This is a genomic window from Nocardioides scoriae (genome assembly GCF_900104965.1).
Taxonomy (GTDB): domain Bacteria; phylum Actinomycetota; class Actinomycetes; order Propionibacteriales; family Nocardioidaceae; genus Marmoricola; species Marmoricola scoriae.
Genome location: NZ_LT629757.1, coordinates 2,071,850 through 2,096,467 on the forward strand (window position 1 = coordinate 2,071,850; position 24,618 = coordinate 2,096,467).

Here is a 24,618-nt window from a genome sequence, read left to right on the forward strand (position 1 = left end):
GCTCGCATGGACGTCGTGCTCCCCCTGCTGACCCTGGTCATCGGCCTGCTGCTCGGCGCGCTCGCGGTGCTGGCCCGGTGGCGGCGCGCGAGTGACCCCGAGGTGCTGCACGCGCTGTCGGCCCGGGGGGACGACCAGGCCGTGCTCCGCGCCGGCCTCGACCGGCTCCACGAGCGGCTCGGCGACGTGGAGCAGCAGCGTGCCTCCTGGCAGGGCCAGCTCCACCAGCAGGTCGACGACGTGCGCCGCAGCACCGACCTGCTGCGCCGCGAGACCGGGGCCCTCTCGACGGCCCTGCGCCGACCGCACGTGCGCGGCCAGTGGGGCGAGCTCCACCTGCGCCGCTCGGTCGAGCTCGCCGGGATGGTCGAGCACTGCGACTTCGACGAGCAGGTCCACCTCACCGACGGCGAGGCCCGCACGCAGCGCCCCGACCTGGTGGTCCACCTCGCGGGCGGTCGCTCGGTGGTGGTCGACGCCAAGGTCCCGCTCGACGCCCACCTCGACGCCCTGGCCGCCGACGACGAGGACGAGGTGCAGGCCCACCTGCGCCGTCACGTCCGGCAGTTCCGCGCCCACGTGGACGCGCTGTCGTCCAAGGCCTACTGGCGCTCGCTGCCCGGCAGCCCGGAGTTCGTGGTGATGTTCGTGCCGGCCGAGTCGTTCCTGGCGGCCGCGCTGGAGGTCGACGCCACCCTGCTGGACCACGCGGCCTCGCGCGACGTGGTGCTGGCCAGCCCCACGACCCTGATCGCGCTGCTGCGCACCGTGGCCCACGGCTGGACCACCGAGCTGCTGGCGGAGCGCACCCGCGAGATCCACGAGCTGGGCCGCGAGCTCCACGCGCGGCTGGGCGTCATGGGCGGTCACCTCGACCGGGTCGGCCGCTCGCTCAAGGGGGCGGTCGAGGCCTACAACGGCGCCGTGGGGTCCCTGGAGAGCCGGGTGCTGGTGACCGCCCGGCAGTTCGAGGACGTCGGCGTCACCCGCACCCAGCTGCCGCCGGTGCGCCCCGTGACCACCACGCCCCGCCCCCTGACGGCCGCCGAGCTGCTCGACGAGCTCACCCCGCAGCGGCCTGACCTGCAGGATCCGCTCCCCCTGGGAGACGACCGCCCCGGCGAGTCGCGCGGCGCCAGCGCCTAGGCCGACCTACGTTGTCCGCGTGAGCGCACCCACCCTGTGGGAAGAGGGACACCTGACCGGCGGCCGCGTGACGCGGCTGGCGGTCCTGAGCGGCCTGCTGCTGCTGGCCGTCGACATCGCCCTGTTCCGCGACGTCACCGCCCTGTTCGACCTCGGCTTCGTCGCCGTCTGCGTCGCGGCGGCCCTCGGCGTCCGCCCCGCCGACTTCTTCCGGGTCAGCGTGCTGCCCCCGCTGCTGCTGCTCGGCCTGGTCACGCTCGTGGCCGTGGTCGAGCGCGGCTGGGTCGCGCGCGAGTCCGACAGCGTGGTGCAGGCCGTGGTCTCCGGCCTGGCCCACCACGCGGGCGGCCTGATGGCCGGCTACGCACTGGCCCTGCTGGTGCTGCTGGTGCGGATGCGGGTCCGCGCCCGGCACGGCGACCGGGTCTCGGCTCACTCGAACCGCGCGGGGTCCCCCGCCCCGACGCGCGTCACCTCGGGGTAGCCCTCCGACCAGTCGACGACCGTCGTCGGCTCGGTGCCGCACTCCCCGGAGTCGATGACCAGGTCGACGGTGTGGTCGAGCTCCTCCTTGACCGACCAGCCGTCGGTCATGGGCTCGGTCTCGCCGGGCAGGATCAGGGTGCTGGAGAGCAGCGGCTCCCCCAGCTCCTCGAGTAGGGCCTGGACGACGCGGTGCTCGGGGATGCGCACCCCCACTGTGCGCTTCTTCGGGTGCATCAGCCGCTTCGGCACCTCGCCGGTCGCGGGCAGGATGAAGGTGTAGGGACCGGGCGTGGCCGCCTTGACCGCCCGGAAGGCGGTGTTGCTCAGCTGCACGAGCTGACCGAGCTGGGCGAAGTCGCGGCACACCAGCGTGAAGTGGTGCTTGTCGTCGAGGCGGCGCAGCGTCCTGATCCGCTCCAACCCGTCGCGGTTGCCCAGCGCGGTGCCCAGCGCGTAGCCGGAGTCGGTCGGGTAGGCGATCAGCCCGCCGTCGCGCAGCTGCTCGACCGCCTGCCGCACCGAGCGGGGCTGGGGGTCGACCGGGTGGACGTCGAGGTAGCGCGCCATCGGCAGCGGCTCAGGACTTCCCGGCCGCGCGCAGGTCGCGACGCAGCTCGGGGGGCAGCGCGAAGATGAGCGACTCCTCCGCGGTGTGCACCGCCTCGGCGTCGGGGAAGCCGTGGGAGGCGAGGTGCTGCAGGACGCCCACGACGAGGTCGTCGGGCACCGAGGCGCCCGAGGTGACGCTCACCTTCTCCACGCCGTCCAGCCAGGCGTCGTCGATCTCGCTGCGGTCGTCGACGCGGTACGCCGCCTTGGCCCCTGCCTCGAGGGCCACCTCGGCCAGGCGCACGGAGTTGGAGGAGTTGGCCGACCCCACCACGATCACGAGGTCGGCGTCCTGGCCGATCTCCTTGATCGCGAGCTGGCGGTTCTGGGTGGCGTAGCAGATGTCGTCGCTGGGCGGGTCGAGCAGCAGCGGGAACCGCTCGCGGATCGCGTCGACGGTCGCCATCGTCTCGTCGACCGACAGCGTGGTCTGGGAGAGCCAGGCGACCTTGGAGGGGTCGCGGACCTCGATGTGCGGCACGTCGGCCGGGCTCTGGACGAGCTGGATGTGCTCGGGGGCCTCGCCGGCGGTGCCCTCGACCTCCTCGTGGCCCTCGTGGCCGATGAGCAGGATGTCGTAGTCGTCGCTGGCGAAGCGCCGGGCCTCGTGGTGGACCTTGGTCACCAGCGGGCAGGTGGCGTCGATCGTCTTGAGGTCCCGCTCCTGTGCCTCGGCGTGGACGGCCGGGGAGACGCCGTGGGCGGAGAAGACGACCGTCTGGCCGGTCGGCACCTCGTCGAGCTCCTCGACGAAGATCGCGCCGCGCGACTCCAGGTCGGCCACGACGTGCTTGTTGTGCACGATCTGCTTGCGCACGTAGACGGGCGAGCCGTAGAGGTCGAGGGCCTTCTCGACGGTGATGACCGCGCGGTCGACGCCGGCGCAGTAGCCCCGCGGGGCGGCCAGGCGGACGGCGCGGTCGGCCTCGTCGGGCGAGAGGACGGTCGGCGTACCCAGATCGGTCATGTCGTCCATGGTAGGTGGCGGGTCCCGTGTCGGCCCGGCCACCTAAGGTGTGCGTCCATGGCGCTGGAGACCTCCCCCGAGCACCCGGCCCCGGTGCGCCAGATCGCCCAGGCCATCGGGGCGTGGGTCGAGCGCCTCGGGGCGGTCTGGGTCGAGGGCCAGGTCACCCAGGTCTCGCGGCGCGGCGGCACCAACACCGTCTTCCTGACCCTGCGCGACAAGCTGGCCGACGTCTCGGTCTCGGTCACCTGCCCGCGCGGGGTCGTCGACTCGCTCCCGACGCCGCTGGTGGAGGGCGCCCAGGTCGTCTGCCACGCCAAGCCGTCCTACTACGCCACCCGCGGCACGCTGTCCCTGCAGGTCCGCGAGATCCGCCTGGTCGGCGAGGGCGAGCTGCTGGCGCGGCTGGAGCGGCGCCGGCAGCTGCTGGCCGCCGAGGGCCTGTTCGCCGAGGCCCTCAAGCGCCCGCTGCCCTTCCTGCCCCGCGCCGTCGGGCTGGTGACCGCCCAGGGGTCGGCGGCCGAGCGCGACGTCCTGGAGCACGCCCGTCGGCGCTGGCCCGGAGTCCGCTTCGAGGTGAGGTACGCCGCGATGCAGGGCGTGCACTCCGCCCGCGAGGTGATCGAGGCGCTGGGCCTCCTGGACCGCGAGCCCGAGGTCGACGTCATCGTGGTGGCGCGCGGCGGTGGCTCCGTCGAGGACCTGCTGCCGTTCTCCGACGAGGCGGTGGTCCGCGCGGTGCACGCCGCTCGCACACCGGTGGTCTCGGCCATCGGCCACGAGCCCGACTCCCCGCTGCTCGACCTGGTCGCCGACGTCCGCGCCTCGACCCCCACCGACGCGGCCAAGCGCGTGGTGCCCGACGTGGCCGAGGAGGCCCAGCGGGTGCTCCAGTCGCGCGAGCGCGGCCGCCGCGCCCTGCACCACCTGCTGGAGCGGGAGCTGCGGGCGCTCGACGCGCTGCGCTCGCGCCCCAGCCTGGCCGACCCCCGCAGCGGCCTCGACGAGCGGCTGCGCGAGGTGGAGGCGCTGCGCGAGCGCGCCCGCCGCAGCTTCGCCCACCGGCTCGACCGGGGCGAGGACGACCTGCACCACCAGGTCGCCCGGGTCCGGGCGCTGTCACCGCTCGCGACGCTGCGCCGCGGCTACGCCGTCATCTCCGACGCGCAGGGGCAGGCCCTGTCCAGCGTGGTGGACCTCGACCCCGGCCAGACGCTGCACATGCGCGTCGCCGACGGCCGCATCGGGGCCACCGTCACCGGCATCGAGCGGGTCGCCCTCGTGGGCGACGACGCGTCACAGGAGGAGGACCAGGATGGCTGAGCCCACGACCGGGGCACCCGAACGCAGGGCCGGGGACGGCGCCGACGACGGGACCGCCGAGGAGCTGAGCTACGAGGAGGCCCGCGACCAGCTGGTCGAGGTGGTCCGCTCCCTGGAGGGCGGCGGCACCAGCCTCGCCGAGTCGCTGGCGCTCTGGGAGCGCGGCGAGGAGCTCGCCCGCCGCTGCCAGGAGGCCCTGGAGGGGGCGCGCGCCCGGCTCGACGCGGTCGTCGAGGGCGAGCAGCGCTGAGGGGGCGACCCCGGCCCGACCTCAGCCGGTCGTGAGGCCGGCGACGTAGTCGCGCACCTCGGTGCGCGGCACGGTCCCGACGACCAGCACGGTGCCCCGGCCGCCCTGCGGCTCCTCGACGCGGCGCACCAGCGCGTAGTCGCCGCCGCTGTCGCTGAAGCTCTGCCAGGTCTCCCCGGCCACGGTGACGTCCTCGCCCTGCTCGGCGTTGGCGTCGACGTGCTCCTCGACCAGGTCGGCGACGCTGCCCAGGCGCTCGTAGATGCCGAGGTAGAGCTCGTCGCCGGTGACCACGCCCATCCGCCACGACGGCGCGGTGCCCGTGGCGTACGCCGCGCTCGTCGCCCGCCACGACTCGGGCAGCGACCGCGGGGCCGGCACCGTCAGCTTGCCGTCGGCCCGGCCGGCGCGCACCTGCGCCTCCCAGTCCACGCTGGCCACGTCGCTGCTGCGGTCGCCGAAGACGAGGCCCCGGACGGAGGCGAAGACCACGACCAGCAGCACCGTGATGATCATGGCGCCGACCAGGCCGCCCGAGGTGCGGTTGTAGCGGCCGGGCCGGCCGGTGGTCTGGCTCATGACGTCATCCTGCCAAGTCCGCCTGAGGCTACGATCACTGCCATGTCAGAGAGCCACCTGCCCGACGCCCTGACCGTCGCGCCGAGCTACCCGGACCGCAACCTCGCCCTCGAGCTCGTCCGCGTGACCGAGGCGGCCGCGATGGCCGCCGGCCGGTGGGTCGGCAAGGGTGACAAGAACGGCGCCGACGGCGTCGCGGTCAACGCGATGCGGGTGCTGATCTCGACCGTGAGCATGCGCGGCACGGTGGTCATCGGCGAGGGCGAGAAGGACAACGCCCCCATGCTCTACAACGGCGAGCAGGTGGGCGCCGGCGAGGGCCCCGAGGTCGACGTGGCCGTGGACCCGATCGACGGCACCACGCTGACCGCCAAGGGGATGGCCAACGCCGTCTCGGTGCTGGCGGTCTCGCCCCGCGGCTCGATGTACGACCCCTCGGCCGTGTTCTACATGGAGAAGCTGGTCACCGGGGCGGCTGCCGCCGACGTCGTCGACATCCGCTACCCCGTGGCCGAGAACGTCCACCAGGTCGCCAAGGCCAAGGGCACCAAGCCCGAGGACGTCACGGTCGTGCTGCTCGACCGGCCCCGCCACGAGAAGCTGGCCGAGGAGATCCGGGCCACCGGGGCGCGCATCAAGTTCATCGTCGACGGCGACGTCGCCGGCGCCATCATGGCCGCCCGCGAGGGCACCGGCATCGACCTGCTGCTCGGCATCGGCGGCACCCCCGAGGGGATCATCGCGGCCTGCGCGATGAAGTGCCTCGACGGCGTCATCCAGGGTCGGCTGTGGCCCACCGACGACGAGGAGCGGCAGCGCGCCGTCGACGCCGGCCACGACCTCGACCGCGTCCTGCTCACCGACGACCTGGTGCGCGGCGACGACTGCTTCTTCGTCGCCACCGGCATCACCGACGGCGAGCTGATGCAGGGCGTGCGCTACAAGGCCGGGGGCGCCTCGACCCACTCGCTGGTGATGCGCTCGCGCAGCGGCACGATCCGCTCCATCCACAGCGAGCACCGGCTGTCCAAGCTGAGTGCCTACGCCGACGTCGACTTCGGACGCTGAGGCCCGCCCGGATGAGCGAGCAGATGGTCGTCGTCGCCGGTGAGTCCCTGGTCGACGTGGTGCTGGACCACGACGGCGACTCCACCGAGACCCCGGGCGGGTCCCCCCTCAACGTCGCGGTCGGGCTCGCTCGCCTCGACGTGCCCGCCACCTTGATCACCCAGGTCGGCGACGACGAGCGCGCCGGCGTCGTGGTCGGCCACGTGACCGCCAGCGGCGCCGAGATCGTCGCGGCCCCGACCTCCTCGGGTCGCACCTCGGTCGCCACGGCCCACCTCGACGCGACGGGCGCGGCGCGCTACGAGTTCGAGCTCGACTGGAGCCTGCCCCGCCAGGAGCTGCCGATCTGCCGGGCGCTGCACGTCGGGTCCCTCGGCACCCTGCTGGAGCCCGGCCGCGAGTCGGTGCGCGACCTGGTCGAGCAGGCCTGCGAGCGGGAGCTGTTCGTCAGCTTCGACGCCAACCTGCGCGAGACCTTCGTCGACGACCGCGCCGAGGTGTGGCGCCAGGTCCGCGAGCTCGGCGCGCGGTGCACGCTGGTGAAGCTGAGCGACGAGGACGCCGAGCTGCTCGACCCCTCGCAGGCGCCCGACGACGTCGCGCGCACCCTGCTCGAGGGCGAGCGCACCGACCTGGTGCTGCTGACCCGCGGCCCCGACGGCGCCACGGCGTACTGCGCGGGCGGCGAGTTCAGCGTGGCGCCGCGCACCACGCACGTCGTGGACACCGTCGGCGCCGGCGACGCCTTCATGGCCGGCACCCTGGCGCAGCTGCACGACCTGGGGGTGCTGACCCCGGGCACCCAGGAGCTGCCCGCCGACGAGGCGTCGCTGACCCGGCTGCTCGCCGGGGCGGTGGAGATCGCCGCCATCACCTGCGAGCGGCGCGGCGCGAACCCACCTCGTCGCTCGGAGCTGCCGACCGGCTGGCCCGGCTGAGCTGCTGGCGGCGCAGCGCCGCCAGCACGTGGTCGAGCACGACCGGGTCGACGGCCATGCCGCAGTGGCTGGTGCGCACCTCGACGTGGGTGGCCGCCGGGTCCAGGCAGGCGCGCCAGTCGACGATCCCGTCGCGGCGGCTGTAGACCGCGGTGAACGACTGCTCCGCCGAGAGCGGCAGCCGGCTGTCCTCCCACGACAGCCGGGCGCAGTCGCCGCCGAAGCAGTCGGCGCCCATGAGGCCCCGCAGCCCGGCGCCGTTGAGCCGGGCGAGCAGCCGCGCGTCCCACGCCAGCAGCCGGTGCACCGCTCCCGGGGCCAGCACCGGCGAGCCCAGCGCCACGATGCCCTCCACCAGGTCGGGACGGCGGGCGGCGAGGCCGCGGGCCAGCATGCCGCCCAGGCTGTGGCCGACCACCGTCACCTTGCGGCCGCGGCGGACCGCGATCGTCTCCAGGCGCCGCTCGAGCCGGTCCGCCGCCTCGCGGGTGCAGCCCACGTTGACGTGGATCTGCGAGCGGTAGGTCCGGAACCCCTCGCGCCGCAGGAACAGCGCCATCCCGCGCAGCGTCGAGTCACCGGCCATGAACCCCGGCACGAGGACGACGGGGTCGTGGGCGCTGACGCGGTGCGGGCCGGCGTACGGCAGCACCGAGCGGGCCCGCCGGTCCTCGCGGGAGCGCCGCAGCAGCCGCGCGGCCTCCGACACGGTGCTGGCCTCCCGGGCCAGCGCCCGCACGCCCGACGGACCGCCGAACCCCGGGGGGACCAGGAAGGAACCGAGTGGTGAGCTCATCCTCGGACGGTAGCGTTGGTGACCAGATACCTGGCGCACATCGCCGAAATCCCCATGATCCGGAAAAGAGGGACCATGTCCGCCCCTGACCCCGTGGCCGTGCCCGTGTCCGAGGAGCTCTTCGCCCCGGTGTCTCCCGGGGTGGAGCTGTGCTACCAGACCTTCGGGGAGCCCGACGGCGACCCGCTGCTGCTGGTGATGGGGCTCGGCGGTCCGATGAACTGGTGGGACACCGAGCTGTGCGAGCAGCTGGCCCGCGAGGGCTTCCACGTGGTCCGCTACGACAACCGCGACACCGGCCGCTCCAGCCGGGTGCGCGGCCGGGTCGGCCGGACCCAGCTGGTCCAGGCCTTCCTCGGCCGGCCCACCCGGGCGCCGTACCAGCTGGGCGACATGGCCGCCGACGCGGTCGGCCTCATGGATCACCTGGGCTGGACCAGTGCTCACGTCGCCGGCATCTCGATGGGCGGCATGATCGTGCAGACCCTGGCCGTGGAGCACCCCGAGCGGGTGCGCTCGATGACCTCGGTGATGTCGACCCTGGGGCGGCGCACGGTCGGCTGGCAGCACCCCTCGCTGCTGCCGATGCTGCTGGCCCGCCGGACGCCGGGCAAGGAGGCCTACGTCCTCGGCTCGGCCAAGATGTGGCGCCTGATCGGCTCCCCCGGCTTCCCGACCGACGAGGACCGGCTGCGCGCGCGGGCCGAGGAGACCTTCGACCGGGGCGTGTCGGCCAACGGCGTGCTGCGCCAGATGCTGGCCATCCTCAACCAGCCCGACCGCACCCGCCGCCTCGGCGAGGTGCGGGTGCCGGCCGCCGTCATGCACGGCACCGCCGACAAGATGGTGCACGTCTCGGGCGGTCGCGCCACGGCCCGCGCCATCCCGGGCGCCGAGCTGCTGACGGTCGACGGCATGGGCCACGACCTCCCGCCGGCGCTGTTCGACTCCTTCGTGGACCTGGTCCGACGTACGGCGGACCGGGCGTCGACGGGAGCCGACGCCCGGTCCTAGGAGCCGGTGGTGCTGCGGGTCAGTCGCTGAGCCGCTCGCCGCTGTCCGCGTCGAAGACGTGGACGCTGCGGGGGTCGGTCGTCACGTAGATCGTGTCGCCCTTGTGGACCGAGTCGCGGCCCGAGACCCGCACGATGATGCTGTTGGGCGTGCCCTCGACACCGCTGGTGCCGTAGACGAACGCGTCCGAGCCGAGCTCCTCGACCACGGTGACGGTGACCGGCAGGCCACCCTCCTCGGGGCCGACCTGGCGCCAGGCCTCGGGACGCACGCCGACGACGACGTCGCCGCTCATCTTCTTGGCGGCGGTCTCGTCGACCGGCACGGCGTAGTCGCCGATGACGGCGCGGCCGTCCTTGGCGGTGGCACCCATGAGGTTCATCTGCGGGGAGCCGATGAAGCCGGCCACGAACAGGTTGACGGGCCGGTCGTAGAGGTTGAGCGGGGTGTCGACCTGCTGGAGGTAGCCGTCCTTCATCACCGCGACGCGGTCGCCCATCGTCATGGCCTCGACCTGGTCGTGGGTGACGTAGACGGTGGTGACGCCGAGGTCGGCCTGCAGCTTGGCGATGTCGGTGCGGGTCTGCACGCGCATCTTGGCGTCGAGGTTCGACAGCGGCTCGTCCATGCAGAACACCTGCGGGTTGCGCACGATCGCGCGGCCCATGGCGACGCGCTGGCGCTGACCACCGGAGAGGGCCTTGGGCTTGCGCTCGAGGTACTCGGTCAGGTTGAGGATGCGAGCAGCCTCCTCGACGCGCTTCTTGCGCTCCTCGGGCTTCATCTTGGCCATCTTGAGCGCGAAGCCCATGTTGTCGGCCACCGTCATGTGCGGGTAGAGCGCGTAGTTCTGGAAGACCATGGCGATGTCACGGTCCTTCGGGGGGAGCTTGGTGACGTCCTTGTCGCCGATGAAGATCTGGCCGCTGTTGACCTCCTCGAGGCCCGCGAGCATGCGCAGGGTCGTGGACTTGCCGCAGCCCGAGGGCCCGACGAGGACCATGAACTCCCCGTCGTGGATCTCCAGGTCGATGCCCGGGACGGCGGGCTTGTCGGCGCCGGGATACCAGCGCTGAGCCTGCTTGAACGTGATGGTTGCCATGTGTCTATCTCCTCACCGGCAGGAACGTGCCGGACGATCCGTTGTAAGTGACGGCAGTCACCCTAGGGGTTCACCCCCCTCCCGTCGACCTGTGACGGGCGTTACACAGTCGTGACCTCCCAGCCTTGACGCACCGATGACGTAAACGCTTTCATCTGCGCTGTCAGCACCAGGCCCACCCAGGGGCGAGGACGAGGGAGAAACGATCACATGCGAGCAATCACGAGACCGCGGAGCCTGGCGGCTGCCGCTGTCCTGACCGCCGGCACCATGCTGCTGGCCGGCTGTGGCGGCGGCGGGGGCGACGACGCCTCGGCCGGCGGCACGTCCCCGGGCGAGGGCAAGGCCGAGTGCGAGGGGCTCACGTCCTTCGGCGACCTGTCGGGCAAGTCCGTCAGCGTCTACACCTCGATCATCGCGCCCGAGGACAAGGCCCAGAAGGAGAGCTACAAGCTCTTCGAGGACTGCACCGGCGCCTCCATCAAGTACGAGGGCTCCTCGGAGTTCGAGGCCCAGCTCAACGTGCGCGTCCAGGGCGGCAACGCCCCCGACATCGCCTACATCCCCCAGCCCGGCCTGCTCAAGACGCTGGTCCAGGACACCGGCCAGGTCGTCGAGGCGCCCTCCGGCGTCGGCGAGAACGTCGACAAGTTCTGGGGCGAGGACTGGAAGGCCTACGGCACGGTCGACGACAAGTTCTACGCCGCCCCGCTCGGCGCGAACGTGAAGTCCTTCGTGTGGTACTCCCCGAAGATGTTCAAGGAGAACGGCTGGAAGGTGCCGACCACCTGGGACGACATGATGACGCTGTCCGAGGACATGGCCGCCAAGGGCATCAAGCCCTGGTGCGCCGGCATCGAGTCCGGTGACGCCACCGGCTGGGTGACCACCGACTGGCTCGAGGACGCCATGCTCCGCGAGGTCGGCCCCGACGTCTACGACCAGTGGGTCAACCACGAGATCCCGTTCGACGACCCGCAGGTCGAGTCCGCCCTGCAGCTCGTCGGCTCGATCCTCAAGGACGACAAGATGGTCAACGGCGGCATCGGCGACGTGAAGTCGATCGCCACCACCGCCTTCCAGGAGGCCGGCCTGCCGATCCTCAAGGGCGAGTGCGGCCTGCACCGCCAGGCGAGCTTCTACGCCGCCCAGTGGCCCGAGGGCACCAAGGTGACCGAGGACGGCGACGTGTTCGCCTTCTACCTGCCCACCACGAGCGAGGAGTTCGGCCAGCCCGTCCTCGGCGGTGGCGAGTTCGTCGCGGCGTTCGCCGACCGTCCCGAGGTCCAGGCCTTCCAGACCTACCTGTCGACCGACACGTGGGCCAACGAGAAGGCCAAGGCCACCCCCGGCGGCGGCTGGGTCAGCGCCAACAAGGGGCTGGACATCGCCAACCTGAAGAGCCCGATCGACAAGCTGTCGGCCGAGACCTTCCAGGACCCCGACGCGGTCTTCCGCTTCGACGGTTCGGACCAGATGCCCGGCGCCGTGGGTGCCGACTCCTTCTGGAAGCAGATGACCGCCTGGATCACCGGGCAGGACGACGCCACGACCCTCGGCAACATCGAGAAGTCCTGGCCCTCCTCCTGATCCGTCTCCTCCCTGGGTGGTGAGGACCGGGTCGCGGCGCGAGCCGCGGCCCGGTCCCCCACCCGCCCACGTCCCCCCTCCCGACGACGACCCTCGGAGCGGCCATGTCCACCCCTGAGAAGTTCCTCAACCTGCTCTTCGCTGTCTTGCTCTTCTTCGGGGTCATGGGCGCGATCCTGCTCCTGACCCAGCGGTTCCGCTCGCGCGCTGGCGAGCGCATCCAGGTCGCCGCCTTCGTGCTGCCCTCGCTGCTGATGGTGGCGGTCGGCCTGCTCTACCCCGCGATCACCACGATCGTGCAGTCCTTCAAGAACCGCTCGCTGACCGAGTTCGTCGGCTTCGACAACTACCAGGCGATCTTCACCGACCCGGCCCAGCTGCAGGTGCTGCGCAACACCGCGATCTGGGTCATCGTGACGCCGGTCCTCGCGACCGCCATCGGCCTGGTGTACGCCGTGCTCATCGACCGCGCCCGCTTCGAGAAGTTCGCCAAGACGCTGCTGTTCCTGCCGATGGCGATCTCGCTCGTGGGCGCGTCGATCATCTGGAAGTTCGTCTACGACTACAAGGCCACCGAGCAGGACCAGCTCGGCATCCTCAACGCCATCCTCAAGTCGTTCGGCGTCGAGACCTACCGGTTCCTGCTGACCGAGCCCTGGAACACGCTGTTCCTCATCGTCATCTTCATCTGGGTGCAGGCCGGCTTCGCCATGACGCTGCTCTCCGCGTCGATCAAGGCCATCCCCGACGACATGATCGAGGCCGCCAAGCTCGACGGCGCGAGCGCGCTGAAGATGTTCCGCTTCATCACGATCCCGAGCATCCGTCCGGCCCTGATCGTGGTGCTCACCACCATCAGCATCGCGACGCTCAAGGTGTTCGACATCGTCCGCACCAGCACCGGCGGCAACTTCGGCACCAGCGTGCTGGCCAACGAGTTCTACACCCAGAGCTTCCGGGCCTTCCAGCAGGGACTGGGAGCCGCGCTCGGCACCCTGATCTTCGTGCTGGTGCTGCCCATCGTCGTCTACAACATCCGTCAGATGCGCAAGCTGGAGTCCCGATGACCACGAGCACCCCCACCATCGCCCCCGCGCAGATCGAGCCCCCCACGGGCCCGCCGAAGAGCGCCGCCGCGGCCGCGCACGGCGGTCTGACCAGCCGGATCGGATCGGCGGTCGCGCTGGTCATCGCCGTGCTGTGGACGATCCCGACCTTCGGCCTGCTGGTCTCCTCCTTCCGCCCCGAGGGCGAGGTCAAGACCAACGGCTGGTGGAACGCCTTCACCAACCCGTCGTTCACCTTCGACAACTACAAGTCGGTCATCACCGGCTCCGACGTCGACCTGGCGACGTACTTCGTGAACTCGTTCGTCATCACGATCCCGTCGGTGCTGATCCCGATCAGCCTGGCGACGCTCGCGGCGTACGCCTTCGCCTGGATGGACTTCAAGGGCCGCCACCTGCTGTTCGTGGCCGTCTTCGCGCTCCAGATCGTGCCGATCCAGGTGACGATGATCCCGCTGCTCAAGCTCTACGTGAACCCGCCGTTCGGCCTGCCCCAGCTCGCGGGCGCCAACGCCGTCGGTGGCGGCTTCTGGACCGTGTGGCTCTCCCACTCGATCTTCGCGCTGCCGCTGGCGATCTACCTGATGCACAATTTCATGCGCGAGATCCCCGGCGAGCTGATCGAGTCGGCGCGCGTCGACGGCGCCGGCCACGTGCAGATCTTCACCCGCATCATGCTGCCGCTGCTCACCCCGGCCATCGCGGCCTTCGGCATCTTCCAGTTCCTGTGGGTCTGGAACGACCTGCTCGTGGCGCTGGTGTTCGCCGGCGGCAACCTGGACGTCTCGCCCCTGACGGTGCGGCTCGCCGCGCTGGCGGGCCAGCGCGGCGAGGACTGGCACCTGCTCAGCGCCGGTGCGTTCGTCTCCCTGGTGGTGCCCCTGATCGTCTTCCTCGCCGGTCAGCGCTACTTCGTGCGCGGCCTGCTGGCCGGAAGTGTCAAGGGCTGACGGCCGCCCCGGCGACTCGGGCAGCCTCGCGGAGGTCGTCCGCATGGGCGGCCACCCACCGGTAGGAGGCCTTGGGGGTGCGCGTCTGGTCCTCCGACGCGACGTGCACCAGCCCGAAGGTCTTCGTGTAGCCCTCGGCCCACTCGAAGTTGTCGAGCAGGGTCCACACGAAGTAGGCCCGCACGTCGGCACCTGCGCGGCGCGCGTCGTTCACCGCAGCGAGGTGGCCGCGCAGGTAGTCGATGCGGTCCTGGTCGTCGACGGCGTACGTCGGGGCCTCGCCCTCCGCGACCGGCGCGACCTCGTCGACGCAGGCGGCGCCGTTCTCGGTGACGATGATCGGCACGCCGACGCGCTCCCAGGTCGTGGTCAGCACGTCGGTCAGGCCCGCGGGCTCGATCTCCCAGCCGATGTCGGTGCGGGGCTCGCGGACCACCAGGTCGAAGGGCGCGACGCCCGGGTAGGCGCCCCCCTCGGGGTGGGGCGCGGCGTCCGCCAGGGCGACGTCGGGGCGCACGGGCGTGTAGTAGTTGACGCCCAGCCAGTCGACCGAGCCCTGGATCCGGTCCAGGTCACCGGTCTGGACCAGCTCGGGGTCGGCCAGCTCCGGCGCGACGGACAGCAGCTGCTCGCCGTACGCCCCGTCGACGAGCGGGTCGAGCCACACCGCGTTGCGGATGGCGTCGATGCCGGCGCTGACCTCGCGCGCCTCCTCCCGCTCGGGCCAGATCGGGGCGAGGTTGAGCACGATGCCCACGGCCTCGGCGCCCGCCGCCCGCAGCCGCTCCGCGGCCAGCGCGTGGCCCAGGTTGAGGTGGTGGGCCGCGCGGTGCGCCGCTCCCCCCTCCTGGCGACCCGGGGCGTGCACGCCCGCGGCGTAGCCGAGGTACGCCGCGCACCACGGCTCGTTGTGCGTGGCCCACAGACCCACCCGGTCGACGAGCCGCTGCGCCACCACGTCGGCGTACTCCGCGAAGGCCTCGGGGGTGCTGCGCACCAGCCAGCCGCCCTCGTCCTCCAGCGCCTGCGGCAGGTCCCAGTGGAAGAGCGTGGCGCTGGGCACCAGGCCCCGCTCGAGCATGCCGTCGACGAGGCGGTCGTAGTAGTCGAGCCCGCGCTCCTCCACGCGCCCGCGCCCCTCGGGCACGATCCGCGGCCAGGCGATGGAGAAGCGGTAGTACTCCACGCCGAGGCCGGCGACGAGGTCGAGGTCCTCGGTCCACCGGTGGTAGGAGTCGCAGGCCACCGAGCCGTCGCGACCGTCGGCGGTCGCGCCGGGGCGCTGGCTGAAGACGTCCCAGATCGAGGGGCCACGGCCGTCCTCGGTGAAGGCCCCCTCGATCTGGTAGGACGCGGTGGCGGTGCCGAGGGCGAATCGGCCGGGCTCGGGCAGTGCGGGGCTCATGTCGGGGAACCCTACGGTCCGCTCCCCCGCCGGCGGGAGCGCCGATGACCGGCATCAAGGACGTCGCCCTCGACGTCGGCCTCTCGATCGCGACGGTCTCGCGCGCCCTGCGCGGCCAGCCCGGCGTGTCGGCCGACAACCGCCACCGGATCGAGCAGGCCGCGGCACGGCTGGGCTACGTGCCCTCGCGCACGGCCGCCAACCTGGCCACCGGACGCACCCGCACCGTCGCCGTGGTGGTGCCCTACGTCAGCCGCTGGTTCTTCTCCACCGTCGTGCACGGCGCCGAGCAGGTGCTGAGCGGCCGGGGCTACGACCTGCTGCTGTTCAACCTCGCCGGCTCCGCCGAGGCCCGCCACCGGGTGATGCAGACCCACCAGCTGACCAAGCGCGCCGACGCCGTGGTCATCCTCGGGCTGCAGCCCACCCCGGCCGAGCAGACGTGGCTGGCCGACCACGCCGCCCGCGTGGTGTTGGTCGGCGCCAGCGTGCCCACCTGGCCCAGCGTCACCATCGACGACGAGGCCGCCTCGGTCACCGCCGTGGCCCACCTGGCCGCCCTCGGCCACCGCCGGATCGCCTACGTCGGCGGCTCGGCCGAGGAGGCCCTCGACTTCGCCACCCCGCGCGCCCGGCTGGTCGGCTTCCACCGCGCCATGAGCGAGTCCGGCCTCGAGGCCGACCCCGCCCTGGAGCGGGTCGGTGGCTTCACCGTCGCCGGCGGGCTCGCCGCGGGCCACGACCTGCTCGACCTGGACCAGCCCCCCACCGCGGTGTTCTGCGCCTCCGACGAGATGGCCATCGGCGTGCTCCGGGCCGCCCGCGACCGGGGCGTCGCCGTGCCCGAGCAGCTGTCCGTGGTGGGCATCGACGACCACGAGATGGCGCAGTTCCTCGACCTCACGACCGTGCGGCAGCCCGTCGCGGAGCAGGGTCGGCAGGCGGCGCTGCAGGTGCTCGCCCTGCTCGACGAGGACCCGCCGGAGCCCGTCCCGGCACGCCACCTGGTGCTCGAGACCGAGCTGGTGGTCCGCTCCAGCACCGGGCCCGCGCCCGCGGGCGGCGCGGCGTACGGGATAATCGCCGGTCGTGGCCACCGATCCTGAGTTCCGCTACTCCGACCTCCTGCCCACCGGCGCCGACCCGACGCCGTACCGGCTGCTGACCACCGAGGGTGTCTCCACCTTCGAGGCGGGGGGTCGCACCTTCCTGCAGGTCGAGCCCGAGGCGATCCAGCGGCTGACCGCCGAGGCGATGCACGACATCGCCCACTACCTGCGCCCCGCGCACCTGGCGCAGCTGCGCCGGATCATCGACGACCCCGAGGCGTCGGGCAACGACCGCTTCGTGGCGACCGACCTGCTCAAGAACGTCAACATCTCCGCCGGCGGCGTGCTGCCAATGTGCCAGGACACCGGCACCGCCATCGTCATGGGCAAGAAGTCCGAGGGCGTGCTCACCGGCACCGACGACGGCGAGGCCATCAGCCGCGGCGTGTACGACGCCTACACCAAGCTCAACCTGCGCTACTCCCAGCTCGCGCCGCTGACGACGTGGGAGGAGAAGAACACCGGCACCAACCTGCCCGCGCAGATCGAGCTGTACGCCACCCCCGACGCCGACGGGACGCCGTCGTACAAGTTCCTCTTCATGGCCAAGGGTGGCGGCTCGGCCAACAAGTCGTTCCTGTTCCAGGAGACCAAGGCGGTCCTCAACCCGAAGCGGATGCTGGAGTTCCTCGACGAGAAGATCCGCTCGCTCGGGACGGCCGCGTGCCCGCCGTACCACCTGGCCATCGTCATCGGCGGCACCAGCGCGGAGTTCGCGCTCAAGACCGCGAAGTACGCCTCCGCGCACTACCTCGACGAGCTGCCGACCGAGGGCTCGATGTCGGCCCACGGCTTCCGCGACGTCGAGCTCGAGGAGCAGGTCTTCGAGCTGACCAAGTCGTTCGGCATCGGCGCGCAGTTCGGCGGCAAGTACTTCTGCCACGACGTGCGCGTGGTGCGGCTGCCCCGCCACGGTGCCTCGTGCCCGGTCGCGATCGCCGTCTCGTGCTCGGCCGACCGGCAGGCGCTGGGCAAGATCACCCCCGAGGGCGTCTTCCTGGAGCAGCTCGAGACCGACCCCGCGTCGTACCTCCCGGAGACCGAGCTGGAGGAGGGCGACGTCGTCGCCATCGACCTCAACCAGCCGATGGACGACATCCTCGCCGAGCTGACGAGGCACCCGGTCAAGACGCGGCTCTCGCTGACCGGGCCGCTGGTCGTGGCCCGCGACATCGCGCACGCGAAGATCAAGGAGCGGCTCGACGCCGGCGAGGAGGTGCCGTCGTACCTGCGCGACCACGCGGTCTACTACGCCGGGCCCGCCAAGACGCCCGAGGGCTACGCGTCGGGCTCCTTCGGCCCGACGACCGCCGGCCGGATGGACTCCTACGTCGAGCAGTTCCAGGCCGCCGGCGGCTCCAAGGTGATGCTGGCCAAGGGCAACCGCTCCAAGGTCGTCACCCAGGCCTGCGAGGCCCACGGCGGCTTCTACCTCGGCTCCATCGGCGGCCCCGCCGCCCGCCTCGCCCAGGACTGCATCAAGTCGGTGTCGGTGCTGGAGTACGAGGAGCTCGGCATGGAGGCCGTGTGGAAGATCGAGGTCGAGGACTTCCCCGCCTTCATCGTCGTCGACGACAAGGGCAACGACTTCTTCACCGACCCGTCGGGGGCCGTCACCGTGCCGATCAGCGGGCTGCGGGTGCGCTCGGCGGAGTAGGGGCGCTCAGGCCTCGAGGTCGCGGTCGACGGCGGGGTCCCGGACCTCGTCGTCCTTGACGTAGTCGCCGTTGCGGTGCGCCTCGTCGCGCGACCCGCTGCGGGCGTTGGGGCCCTGGCGGCCCTCCTGCACGTCGTCCTCGTGGGGCTGACCCGCGACCGACTGGTCGTCCGAGATCGGCTGCGGCCCGCCGCCCATGCTGCTGGCCTCCGAGACCTGGCCTTCGGACTCCTGCTCGCCCACGGTGACTCCCTCTGCTCGTCGTGCTGCGTCCCTGGCCGCGCGGCTGCTGCCGCTCGGCGTGCTCCCCGAGGCTAGCGAGCGGGTCCTCACGGGGTGCGCTCCCCCCAGACGTCATCAGGCCGACGGGGCGGGCCCGCGTCGTCCGGGCTGGGCGCGTCGTACGAGGTGGCCGTCCGGGCTGGGCGCGTCGTACGAGGTGGCCGTCCGGGCTGGGCGCGTCGTACGAGGTGGCCGTCCGGGCGGGGCGCGTCATGCGAGGTGGCTGCCCGGGTGTGGCCGCGTCATGCGACGTGGCCGTCGGGGGCGACGGCGCGTCATGCGAAGTGGCTGGCCCGGGGACCGGTCCGCATGACGTCGTACGGGAGGTCATGCGAACTGGCCGCCGGAGCGACCACCCCGCATGACGTCCCGACCGCGCGAGGTGGTGCCGCCTCCCACGAGGTGGTGCTGCCTCCCGGGCGTCCGGTGGCGTCTCACTCATGCCGCTGAGCGCGGGGCGCGCCAGCCGGCGCGACAAAGTGCTTCCTCGACCTGGTCGAAGAACACGTCCGGGGCGACGCGGAGGCCGAGGACGGGGAGGCGGAGCACGACGTCACCGTCGAGGGCGACCCGGTTGTGGCGGACGGCGTCGGCGACGAGGTTCTCCGCCCAGGTGTGCTGGATGCCGTCGACCTCGAGGACCACGTGCCAGCGGTCCCAGCGGAAGTCGAGATAGCAGGACCCCGAGGGAGCACGCCGCACCACCTGCTGGTCGGGCAGCGGGAGTCCGCGCTCCCGACATCCGCGGAGCACGTCGAGCTCTCCCAGCGAGCCGACGCCTCCGGCGAGGTCGAGCAGGAGGTTGCCCAACTGCTCGCGACGCCGGTCCCGTCGGATGCGCATCAGCTCCACCGCGAGGTCGGCGACGGTCGTGAGCCGCTGCTGCACCGCCATCGTCACGAGCAGGGTCGCCTGCCGCTCGGTCCGTGCCCACAGCGCCGCGCGCACGGCCGCCACCGCGGGGCGGGTGCGGGGCGGCGACGAACCGCCGGCGACGTCACCGGCGTCCCAGCGGCGGGTCTGCCGGATGTCCACCGTGGTGCCGCGGTGGCGGATCCGGGCGCCCCGGGGCACCGAGACGCGGATCCGCTCCGGCTCGTAGTGCTCGAGACCAGCGGCCACCAGCGACGAGTCCCCGTCGAGGACGGCCCGTGGTCCACCCTCGAGGACCGCCGACCACAGGCGGGCCTGCGTGGTGAGCGGCCCCGAGTGCACCACCACGCAGTGGCGACCGATCAGCTGCCACCGACCGGCCCGGACGTCGGCGCGGACCTCGCTGCGGGTGAGGCCGGCGGCGTACAGCTGCGACCGCGCCACGACGCCGCCCTGCCGCGACGCGACCTCCCGGACGCGACGCCCGCGGTCGCCCCGTCTCGGCTCGTCGCGCCCGGCCCGCTGGATGTCCATGGCTGCAGCCTGCGACCACCGACCTCGATCCGCACAGGCCACGACGCGACCTGTGGACGACCGACGCCGCCCGGGTTCCTGTGGACCAGCGGGACGTCATACATTGCGGCCGTCCCGGCGACCACCGCGTACGACGTCCCCCGGGACGTCATGCATCCCGGCCGCCCCCGCGACCACCTCGCATGACGCACCCCGGGATCGGACGACCACCTCGGGGCCGGCCCACCCCGACACCGACGACGACCAGGAGGCACCCCCCGTGGAGCACGTCGAGGTGGCGAGGGCGGAGACGGAGCGGGGCGAGGTCCTGCTGCGACGGCGCACGACGGACCGGGGGCCGGCCGTGCTGGAGCTGCGGGTCAACGGGGTGTTCGTGATGGACAACCAGGAGACCTCGACGGAGATCGAGCTGGCGGCAGCGGCGCTGGCGCTGGTCGAGGACCCGCGCGACGTGCTGGTCGGCGGGCTCGGGCTGGGGTTCACGGTGCAGCGGCTGCTGGGCGACCCGCGGGTCGAGCGGGTCGTGGTCGTCGAGCTGGAGGAGGCGCTGGTCGGCTGGATGCGCGACGGGACGGTGCCGCACGGACCAGCTCTGCTGGCCGACCGGCGGGTGCGGGTGGTCACCGCCGACGTCCGCAGCGCCGTGGCCGAGGCGACCGGGGACGCTGCGGCCGACGGGACGACCGGCGGCAGCGGCGCCGGCCGCTACGACCTGGTGCTGCTGGACGTCGACAACGGACCGGGCTACCTCGTGCACGACGCCAACGCCGCGGTCTACGCGCGGGCCTTCCTCACCGACGTGCGGCGGCTGCTCGCTCCCGGCGGCGTGGTCGTGGTCTGGTCGGCCGACACCGCGCCCGAGCTGCTCGACACCATGACCGAGGTGTTCGGTCGGTGCGAGGAGCGGGCCTTCGACGTGGCGCTGCAGGGCCGGCAGGAGGCGTACTACCTCTACGTCGCGCGCCCCGACGCCGCGTGACGTCCTGAGCCGGGCGGGTACGTTCGCCGCATGAGCGAGCAGACCCGCACCGAGCACGACAGCATGGGCGACATCGAGGTCCCCCGCGACGCCCTGTGGCGGGCGCAGACCCAGCGGGCGGTCGAGAACTTCCCCATCAGCGGCACCACCCTGGAGCCCGCGCACGTCGTGGCCATCGCCCGCGTCAAGAAGGCCGCCGCGCGCACCAACGCGGCCCTGGGCATCGTCGACCAGGAGCAGGCCGACGCGATCGCCGCCGCGGCCGACGAGGTCATCGCGGGCCGCCACCACGACGCGTTCCCCATCGACGTCTTCCAGACCGGCTCGGGCACCAGCTCCAACATGAACATGAACGAGGTGCTGGCCTCGCTCGCCGCCCGCGCCGGTGTCGAGGTCCACCCCAACGACCACGTCAACGCCAGCCAGTCGAGCAACGACACCTTCCCCACCTCCATCCACGTCGCCGCCGCCGAGGCCGCCACCACCGACCTGGTGCCGGCGCTCGACGTGCTCGCGACGTCGCTGGAGGCGAAGGCCGAGGAGTTCGCCGACGTCGTGAAGTCGGGCCGCACCCACCTGATGGACGCGACCCCAGTGATGCTCGGTCAGGAGTTCGGCGGGTACGCCGCCGTCGTGCGGCTCGGCATCGAGCGCGTCGAGTCCGCCCTGCCCCGCGTCGTCGAGCTGCCGCTGGGGGGCACGGCCGTCGGCACCGGGATCAACACCCCCGACGGGTTCGCCGAGCAGGTCATCGCCGACCTCGCCCGCGAGACGGGGCTGCCGTTCCGCGAGACCCGCAACCACTTCGAGGCGCAGGGCGGCCAGGACGCGCTGGTCGAGCTCTCGGGCCAGCTGCGCACCATCGCGGTCGGCCTGACCAAGATCTGCAACGACCTGCGCTGGATGTCCTCGGGGCCGACCACCGGCCTCGCCGAGATCCACCTGCCCGACCTGCAGCCGGGGTCGAGCATCATGCCGGGCAAGGTCAACCCGGTGCTGCCGGAGGCCACCTTGATGGTGTGCGCCCAGGTCGTCGGCAACGACGCCACCGTGGCGCTGGCCGGGGCGAGCGGCAGCTTCGAGCTGAACGTGATGATGCCGGTGATGGCCCGCAACCTGCTCGAGTCGATCCGGCTGCTCGCGGCCGTGGCACCGCTGCTCGCCCACCGCTGCGTCGACGGCATCACCGCCGACGAGGACCGGATGCTGGCGTACGCCGAGTCGTCACCGTCGGTGGTGACGCCGCTCAACCGCCACATCGGCTACGAGGAGGCCTCCAAGGTCGCCAAGGCGGCGTTGGAGGAAGGTCGGACCATCCGCGAGCAGGTGCTCGCGATGGGCTACGTCGAGCGCGGCGACCTCACCGAGGAGCAGCTCGACGCCGCCCTGGACGTCCGCTCGATGACCGGCCGCTGACCCCGCGGCCGGGAGCCGGTCGGCTCAGTACCAGCCGTTGCCCTGCTTGAAGGACTCCGCACCGCAGGCCGAGCCGTAGCGGTCGCGGATGTAGCCCAGGCCCCACTTGATCTGGGTCGCGGGGTTGGTGGCCCAGTCGGCGCCGGCCGAGGCCATCTTGGAGCCGGGCAGCGCCTGCGGGATGCCGTACGCCGAGGAGCTGGGGTTGTCGGCGTCCACGCGCCACCCGGACTCGCCGGACCAGAGGCTGTCGAGGCAGCCGAACTCCGAGGCGCTCATGCCGAACTGGGGCATCAGGGCCCGGGCCAGGGTCTTGGGGTCGGCGTCCGCCAGGTCCTGGGACTTCGTGGCGGCCCGACCGGCGTCGCTGGCCAGGGTGCGGGCCTTGCCGCGGTCGAGCACGGCGGTCCGGTCGCCCTCGGAGCGCGAGGCCCGGTCCGTGCGCTCGGCGAGCTCGGTGTCGCTCAGCGGCGACGGCGTCGGCGCGGCGGCCGACAGGGCCACGCCGGAGCCGTCGAGGGGACCGGCGGCGCCGCCGCCGGTCAGCACGCCGGCGGCCACGACGAGACCGGTGGCGCCCAGGGCGACGGCGGTCAGGCCGGCGGCACGTCGGGCGCCGCGGCGGCGCGAGCCGGGCACGGGCAGCGTGCGGTGCTTGGCATGGTGGTGTGACGACAAGGTGAGCCCTCGGGGTTGGCGACAACGTCAACCGCGCTCCAGGTCCTCGATCGACCACCCGAGTGGGTGAGGCGGAACGCGCAGGGAAGAACCTCCACCGAAACACACCCGCAGGGGTGGTTGCAAATCGAACCACCCCTGCGGCGCGTGGCCTGCGTCACCGACCGGCCCTACATCGTGACGTGCTCCAGCATCTCCGTGACCAGGGCCGCGATGGGCGAGCGCTCGGAGCGGGTGAGCGTGACGTGGGCGAACAGCGGGTGCCCCTTGAGGCGGTCGACGACCGCGACGACGCCGTCGTGGCGGCCCACCCGCAGGTTGTCGCGCTGGGCCACGTCGTGCGTCAGCACCACCTTGGAGTTGGCCCCCATCCGCGAGAGCACGGTCAGCAGCACGTTGCGCTCCAGCGACTGCGCCTCGTCGACGATGACGAAGGCGTCGTGCAGCGAGCGGCCGCGGATGTGGGTCAGCGGCATCACCTCGAGCATGCCCCGGTCGAGCACCTCGTCGACGACGTCGGGCGTGGTGATGGCACCCAGGGTGTCGAACACGGCCTGGCCCCAGGGCGACATCTTCTCCGACTCGCTGCCGGGGAGGTAGCCGAGCTCCTGGCCGCCGACCGCGAACAGCGGCCGGAACACGACGACCTTCTTGTGCTGGCGCCGCTCGAGCACCGTCTCGAGGCCCGCGCACAGCGCCAGCGCCGACTTGCCGGTGCCGGCGCGGCCGCCCAGCGACACGATGCCGACCTCGGGGTCGAGCAGCAGGTCGAGGGCGATGCGCTGCTCGGCGGAGCGGCCGTGCAGCCCGAAGGCCTCCCGGTCGCCGCGCACGAGGTGCACCTGCTTGTCGGCCTTGACGCGGCCCAGGGCGCTGCCCCGCTCGGAGACCATCACCAGACCGGTGTGGCACGGCAGGTCCTTGGCGACGTCGAGGTCGATCACCTGGTCGTCGTACAGCTCGTCGAGGTCGGCGCCGGTGACCTCGAGCTCGGTCATGCCCGTCCAGCCGGCGTCGGACTCGTGGACCTGCTCGCCGCGGTACTCCTGGGCGTCGAGGCCGACGGCCGAGGCCTTGATGCGCATCGGCAGGTCCTTGGAGACCAGCGTGACGTCGTGGCCCTCGTCGGCCAGGTTGCGCGCCACGGCCAGGATCCGGGTGTCGTTGTCCCCGAGCCGGAAGCCCGAGGGCAGCGACGCGGCGTCGGTGTGGTTGAGCTCGACGCGCAGCGTGCCGCCGTCCTCCCCCACCGGGACCGGCTCGTCGAGCCGGCCGTTGGCGACGCGGAGCTCGTCGAGGCCGCGCAGCGCCGAGCGGGCGAAGTAGCCGAGCTCGGGGTGGTGGCGCTTGGCCTCGAGCTCGGTGATCACGACGACGGGGAGCACCACCTCGTGCTCGGCGAAGCGGTTGATCGCCTTCGGGTCGGCGAGGAGCACCGACGTGTCGAGGACGTAGGTGCGACGGCCGTCGTCACCGAGGTCCTCGGGGGACCGCTCGCGGGCGGTGCTGGACGCGGTGCTGGACAGTGGGCGCTGCGCTGGTGCCACGGTTTCCCCTTGTGACCGGCGCGCGCACTCAGCGCCCCGGTCCGCTAGTGGTCGTGCTCGGACCGGGTCAGGCGCCGGGGGCCCGAGTGCTGGCTCCCGGTGGTGCTCTCGTCGTGAGTGGTCACGAAGGTTCGCCCCTCCTGGATCGGGCTGCTTCCCCGCAGCCCGACACCTGGAAAGTAGGCCGGTCACCGGTCCGGTCGACGGCGACACGCCCGCTCGCGGGGTGAACGCTGTGTTTCGTCGAGGTGGG

Annotated in this window: 24 protein-coding genes; 14 read left to right on the plus strand and 10 right to left on the minus strand. The window is 72.5% G+C overall.

Annotated features, from left to right (window positions below; all coding sequences use genetic code 11):
* Positions 1–6: 6 nt before the first annotated feature.
* Entirely contained in the window at positions 7–1,146 is a 1,140-nt protein-coding gene (locus BLU55_RS09880; protein WP_091729041.1) for a DNA recombination protein RmuC, read from the plus strand.
* Positions 1,147–1,165: 19 nt separating this feature from the next.
* On the plus strand, positions 1,166–1,630 hold the full coding sequence (locus BLU55_RS09885; RefSeq protein WP_157682815.1) for a DUF6542 domain-containing protein: 465 nt from the start codon (positions 1,166–1,168) through the stop codon (positions 1,628–1,630).
* Here BLU55_RS09885 and BLU55_RS09890 read toward each other — a convergent pair.
* Both BLU55_RS09890 and BLU55_RS09895 read right to left on the minus strand, forming a co-directional pair.
* Positions 1,579–2,199 (minus strand): L-threonylcarbamoyladenylate synthase, encoded by a 621-nt coding sequence (locus BLU55_RS09890; protein WP_091729046.1) that lies wholly within the window; start codon positions 2,197–2,199, stop codon positions 1,579–1,581. The two genes, BLU55_RS09885 and BLU55_RS09890, sit on opposite strands and share 52 nt — an antisense overlap.
* A 10-nt stretch (positions 2,200–2,209) precedes the next feature.
* Entirely contained in the window at positions 2,210–3,217 is a 1,008-nt protein-coding gene (locus BLU55_RS09895; protein WP_197680952.1) for a 4-hydroxy-3-methylbut-2-enyl diphosphate reductase, read from the minus strand.
* Between the two features lie 48 nt (positions 3,218–3,265).
* On the opposite strand from BLU55_RS09895, the gene xseA reads away from it, so the two are divergent.
* Together xseA and BLU55_RS09905 are read left to right on the plus strand one after the other, a co-directional pair.
* Complete coding sequence (gene xseA / locus BLU55_RS09900; protein WP_091729048.1) at positions 3,266–4,531, plus strand: exodeoxyribonuclease VII large subunit; 1,266 nt, start codon at positions 3,266–3,268, stop codon at positions 4,529–4,531.
* Positions 4,524–4,781 (plus strand): exodeoxyribonuclease VII small subunit, encoded by a 258-nt coding sequence (locus BLU55_RS09905; RefSeq protein WP_091729050.1) that lies wholly within the window; start codon positions 4,524–4,526, stop codon positions 4,779–4,781. The genes xseA and BLU55_RS09905 overlap by 8 nt, the downstream gene beginning before the upstream one ends.
* A 21-nt stretch (positions 4,782–4,802) precedes the next feature.
* Here the strand turns inward: BLU55_RS09905 and BLU55_RS09910 are convergent, their stop codons facing one another.
* On the minus strand, positions 4,803–5,360 hold the full coding sequence (locus BLU55_RS09910; protein ID WP_091729053.1) for a DUF4245 family protein: 558 nt from the start codon (positions 5,358–5,360) through the stop codon (positions 4,803–4,805).
* Positions 5,361–5,402: 42 nt separating this feature from the next.
* On the opposite strand from BLU55_RS09910, the gene glpX reads away from it, so the two are divergent.
* Both glpX and BLU55_RS09920 read left to right on the plus strand, forming a co-directional pair.
* The gene (glpX, locus tag BLU55_RS09915; RefSeq protein ID WP_091729056.1) at positions 5,403–6,428 is read left to right on the plus strand and encodes a class II fructose-bisphosphatase; all 1,026 of its coding nucleotides are present in this window, start codon (positions 5,403–5,405) and stop codon (positions 6,426–6,428) included.
* 11 nt (positions 6,429–6,439) lie between these two features.
* Entirely contained in the window at positions 6,440–7,366 is a 927-nt protein-coding gene (locus BLU55_RS09920; RefSeq protein ID WP_091729058.1) for a carbohydrate kinase family protein, read from the plus strand.
* Here the strand turns inward: BLU55_RS09920 and BLU55_RS09925 are convergent.
* A complete protein-coding gene (locus BLU55_RS09925; RefSeq protein ID WP_157682816.1) occupies positions 7,299–8,162 on the minus strand; it encodes an alpha/beta fold hydrolase in 864 nt (287 codons plus the stop codon). The genes BLU55_RS09920 and BLU55_RS09925 overlap by 68 nt on opposite strands.
* 75 nt (positions 8,163–8,237) lie before the next feature.
* Here BLU55_RS09925 and BLU55_RS09930 point away from each other — a divergent pair, with 75 nt between their 5' ends.
* Entirely contained in the window at positions 8,238–9,176 is a 939-nt protein-coding gene (locus tag BLU55_RS09930; RefSeq protein ID WP_091729064.1) for an alpha/beta fold hydrolase, read from the plus strand.
* A gap of 19 nt (positions 9,177–9,195) precedes the next feature.
* Here BLU55_RS09930 and BLU55_RS09935 read toward each other — a convergent pair whose 3' ends face one another.
* Positions 9,196–10,278, minus strand: coding sequence for an ABC transporter ATP-binding protein (locus BLU55_RS09935; protein WP_091729067.1), 1,083 nt, complete (start codon positions 10,276–10,278; stop codon positions 9,196–9,198).
* A gap of 210 nt (positions 10,279–10,488) precedes the next feature.
* Between BLU55_RS09935 and BLU55_RS09940 the strand changes: the two genes are divergently transcribed.
* The 3 genes from BLU55_RS09940 (at position 10,489) to BLU55_RS09950 (ending at position 13,885) form a co-directional block, all read left to right on the plus strand.
* Positions 10,489–11,868 carry an ABC transporter substrate-binding protein gene (locus tag BLU55_RS09940; protein WP_091729070.1) on the plus strand — a complete coding sequence of 460 codons (1,380 nt, stop codon included), beginning with the start codon at positions 10,489–10,491 and terminating at the stop codon, positions 11,866–11,868.
* Between the two features lie 104 nt (positions 11,869–11,972).
* A complete protein-coding gene (locus tag BLU55_RS09945) occupies positions 11,973–12,935 on the plus strand; it encodes a carbohydrate ABC transporter permease (RefSeq protein WP_091729072.1) in 963 nt (320 codons plus the stop codon).
* Complete coding sequence (locus BLU55_RS09950; protein ID WP_091729075.1) at positions 12,932–13,885, plus strand: carbohydrate ABC transporter permease; 954 nt, start codon at positions 12,932–12,934, stop codon at positions 13,883–13,885. The genes BLU55_RS09945 and BLU55_RS09950 overlap by 4 nt, the downstream gene beginning before the upstream one ends.
* On the opposite strand, the gene BLU55_RS09955 is transcribed toward BLU55_RS09950, so the two are convergent.
* Positions 13,875–15,290 carry a GH1 family beta-glucosidase gene (locus BLU55_RS09955; RefSeq protein WP_091729077.1) on the minus strand — a complete coding sequence of 472 codons (1,416 nt, stop codon included), beginning with the start codon at positions 15,288–15,290 and terminating at the stop codon, positions 13,875–13,877. The two genes, BLU55_RS09950 and BLU55_RS09955, sit on opposite strands and share 11 nt — an antisense overlap.
* Positions 15,291–15,334: 44 nt before the next feature.
* On the opposite strand from BLU55_RS09955, the gene BLU55_RS09960 reads away from it, so the two are divergent.
* The gene (locus tag BLU55_RS09960) at positions 15,335–16,396 is read left to right on the plus strand and encodes a LacI family DNA-binding transcriptional regulator (protein WP_091729080.1); all 1,062 of its coding nucleotides are present in this window, start codon (positions 15,335–15,337) and stop codon (positions 16,394–16,396) included.
* Entirely contained in the window at positions 16,380–18,056 is a 1,677-nt protein-coding gene (locus BLU55_RS09965; protein WP_091729082.1) for a fumarate hydratase, read from the plus strand. Before BLU55_RS09960 ends, BLU55_RS09965 begins: the two co-directional genes overlap by 17 nt.
* A 6-nt stretch (positions 18,057–18,062) precedes the next feature.
* Here the strand turns inward: BLU55_RS09965 and BLU55_RS09970 are convergent, their stop codons facing one another.
* On the minus strand, positions 18,063–18,299 hold the full coding sequence (locus tag BLU55_RS09970) for a hypothetical protein (RefSeq protein ID WP_091729085.1): 237 nt from the start codon (positions 18,297–18,299) through the stop codon (positions 18,063–18,065).
* A gap of 477 nt (positions 18,300–18,776) precedes the next feature.
* Positions 18,777–19,745, minus strand: a complete 969-nt coding sequence (locus tag BLU55_RS09975) for a hypothetical protein (RefSeq protein WP_091729088.1) — start codon at positions 19,743–19,745, stop codon at positions 18,777–18,779.
* Between the two features lie 259 nt (positions 19,746–20,004).
* Between BLU55_RS09975 and BLU55_RS09980 the strand changes: the two genes are divergently transcribed.
* Positions 20,005–20,724, plus strand: coding sequence for a polyamine aminopropyltransferase (locus tag BLU55_RS09980; protein ID WP_091729091.1), 720 nt, complete (start codon positions 20,005–20,007; stop codon positions 20,722–20,724).
* 30 nt (positions 20,725–20,754) lie between these two features.
* Complete coding sequence (locus tag BLU55_RS09985; protein WP_091729094.1) at positions 20,755–22,140, plus strand: class II fumarate hydratase; 1,386 nt, start codon at positions 20,755–20,757, stop codon at positions 22,138–22,140.
* Between the two features lie 24 nt (positions 22,141–22,164).
* On the opposite strand, the gene BLU55_RS19755 is transcribed toward BLU55_RS09985, so the two are convergent.
* Together BLU55_RS19755 and BLU55_RS09995 are read right to left on the minus strand one after the other, a co-directional pair.
* Positions 22,165–22,779, minus strand: a complete 615-nt coding sequence (locus BLU55_RS19755; RefSeq protein ID WP_197680953.1) for an aggregation-promoting factor C-terminal-like domain-containing protein — start codon at positions 22,777–22,779, stop codon at positions 22,165–22,167.
* A gap of 209 nt (positions 22,780–22,988) precedes the next feature.
* Complete coding sequence (locus BLU55_RS09995) at positions 22,989–24,344, minus strand: PhoH family protein (RefSeq protein ID WP_091733728.1); 1,356 nt, start codon at positions 24,342–24,344, stop codon at positions 22,989–22,991.
* Between the last annotated feature and the right edge of the window lie 274 nt (positions 24,345–24,618).

Coding starts and splice junctions, on each gene's coding strand:
- BLU55_RS09935 (WP_091729067.1), bottom strand. CDS start 10,278: ATGGCAACCATCACGTTCAAGCAGGCTCAGCGCTGGTATCCCGGCGCC.
- glpX (WP_091729056.1), top strand. CDS start 5,403: ATGTCAGAGAGCCACCTGCCCGACGCCCTGACCGTCGCGCCGAGCTAC.
- BLU55_RS09880 (WP_091729041.1), top strand. CDS start 7: ATGGACGTCGTGCTCCCCCTGCTGACCCTGGTCATCGGCCTGCTGCTC.
- BLU55_RS09895 (WP_197680952.1), bottom strand. CDS start 3,217: ATGGACGACATGACCGATCTGGGTACGCCGACCGTCCTCTCGCCCGAC.
- BLU55_RS09975 (WP_091729088.1), bottom strand. CDS start 19,745: ATGGACATCCAGCGGGCCGGGCGCGACGAGCCGAGACGGGGCGACCGC.
- BLU55_RS09925 (WP_157682816.1), bottom strand. CDS start 8,162: ATGAGCTCACCACTCGGTTCCTTCCTGGTCCCCCCGGGGTTCGGCGGT.
- BLU55_RS09940 (WP_091729070.1), top strand. CDS start 10,489: ATGCGAGCAATCACGAGACCGCGGAGCCTGGCGGCTGCCGCTGTCCTG.
- BLU55_RS09890 (WP_091729046.1), bottom strand. CDS start 2,199: ATGGCGCGCTACCTCGACGTCCACCCGGTCGACCCCCAGCCCCGCTCG.
- BLU55_RS09950 (WP_091729075.1), top strand. CDS start 12,932: ATGACCACGAGCACCCCCACCATCGCCCCCGCGCAGATCGAGCCCCCC.
- xseA (WP_091729048.1), top strand. CDS start 3,266: ATGGCGCTGGAGACCTCCCCCGAGCACCCGGCCCCGGTGCGCCAGATC.
- BLU55_RS09945 (WP_091729072.1), top strand. CDS start 11,973: ATGTCCACCCCTGAGAAGTTCCTCAACCTGCTCTTCGCTGTCTTGCTC.
- BLU55_RS09905 (WP_091729050.1), top strand. CDS start 4,524: ATGGCTGAGCCCACGACCGGGGCACCCGAACGCAGGGCCGGGGACGGC.
- BLU55_RS09910 (WP_091729053.1), bottom strand. CDS start 5,360: ATGAGCCAGACCACCGGCCGGCCCGGCCGCTACAACCGCACCTCGGGC.
- BLU55_RS09985 (WP_091729094.1), top strand. CDS start 20,755: ATGAGCGAGCAGACCCGCACCGAGCACGACAGCATGGGCGACATCGAG.
- BLU55_RS09920 (WP_091729058.1), top strand. CDS start 6,440: ATGAGCGAGCAGATGGTCGTCGTCGCCGGTGAGTCCCTGGTCGACGTG.
- BLU55_RS09960 (WP_091729080.1), top strand. CDS start 15,335: ATGACCGGCATCAAGGACGTCGCCCTCGACGTCGGCCTCTCGATCGCG.
- BLU55_RS09955 (WP_091729077.1), bottom strand. CDS start 15,290: ATGAGCCCCGCACTGCCCGAGCCCGGCCGATTCGCCCTCGGCACCGCC.
- BLU55_RS09930 (WP_091729064.1), top strand. CDS start 8,238: ATGTCCGCCCCTGACCCCGTGGCCGTGCCCGTGTCCGAGGAGCTCTTC.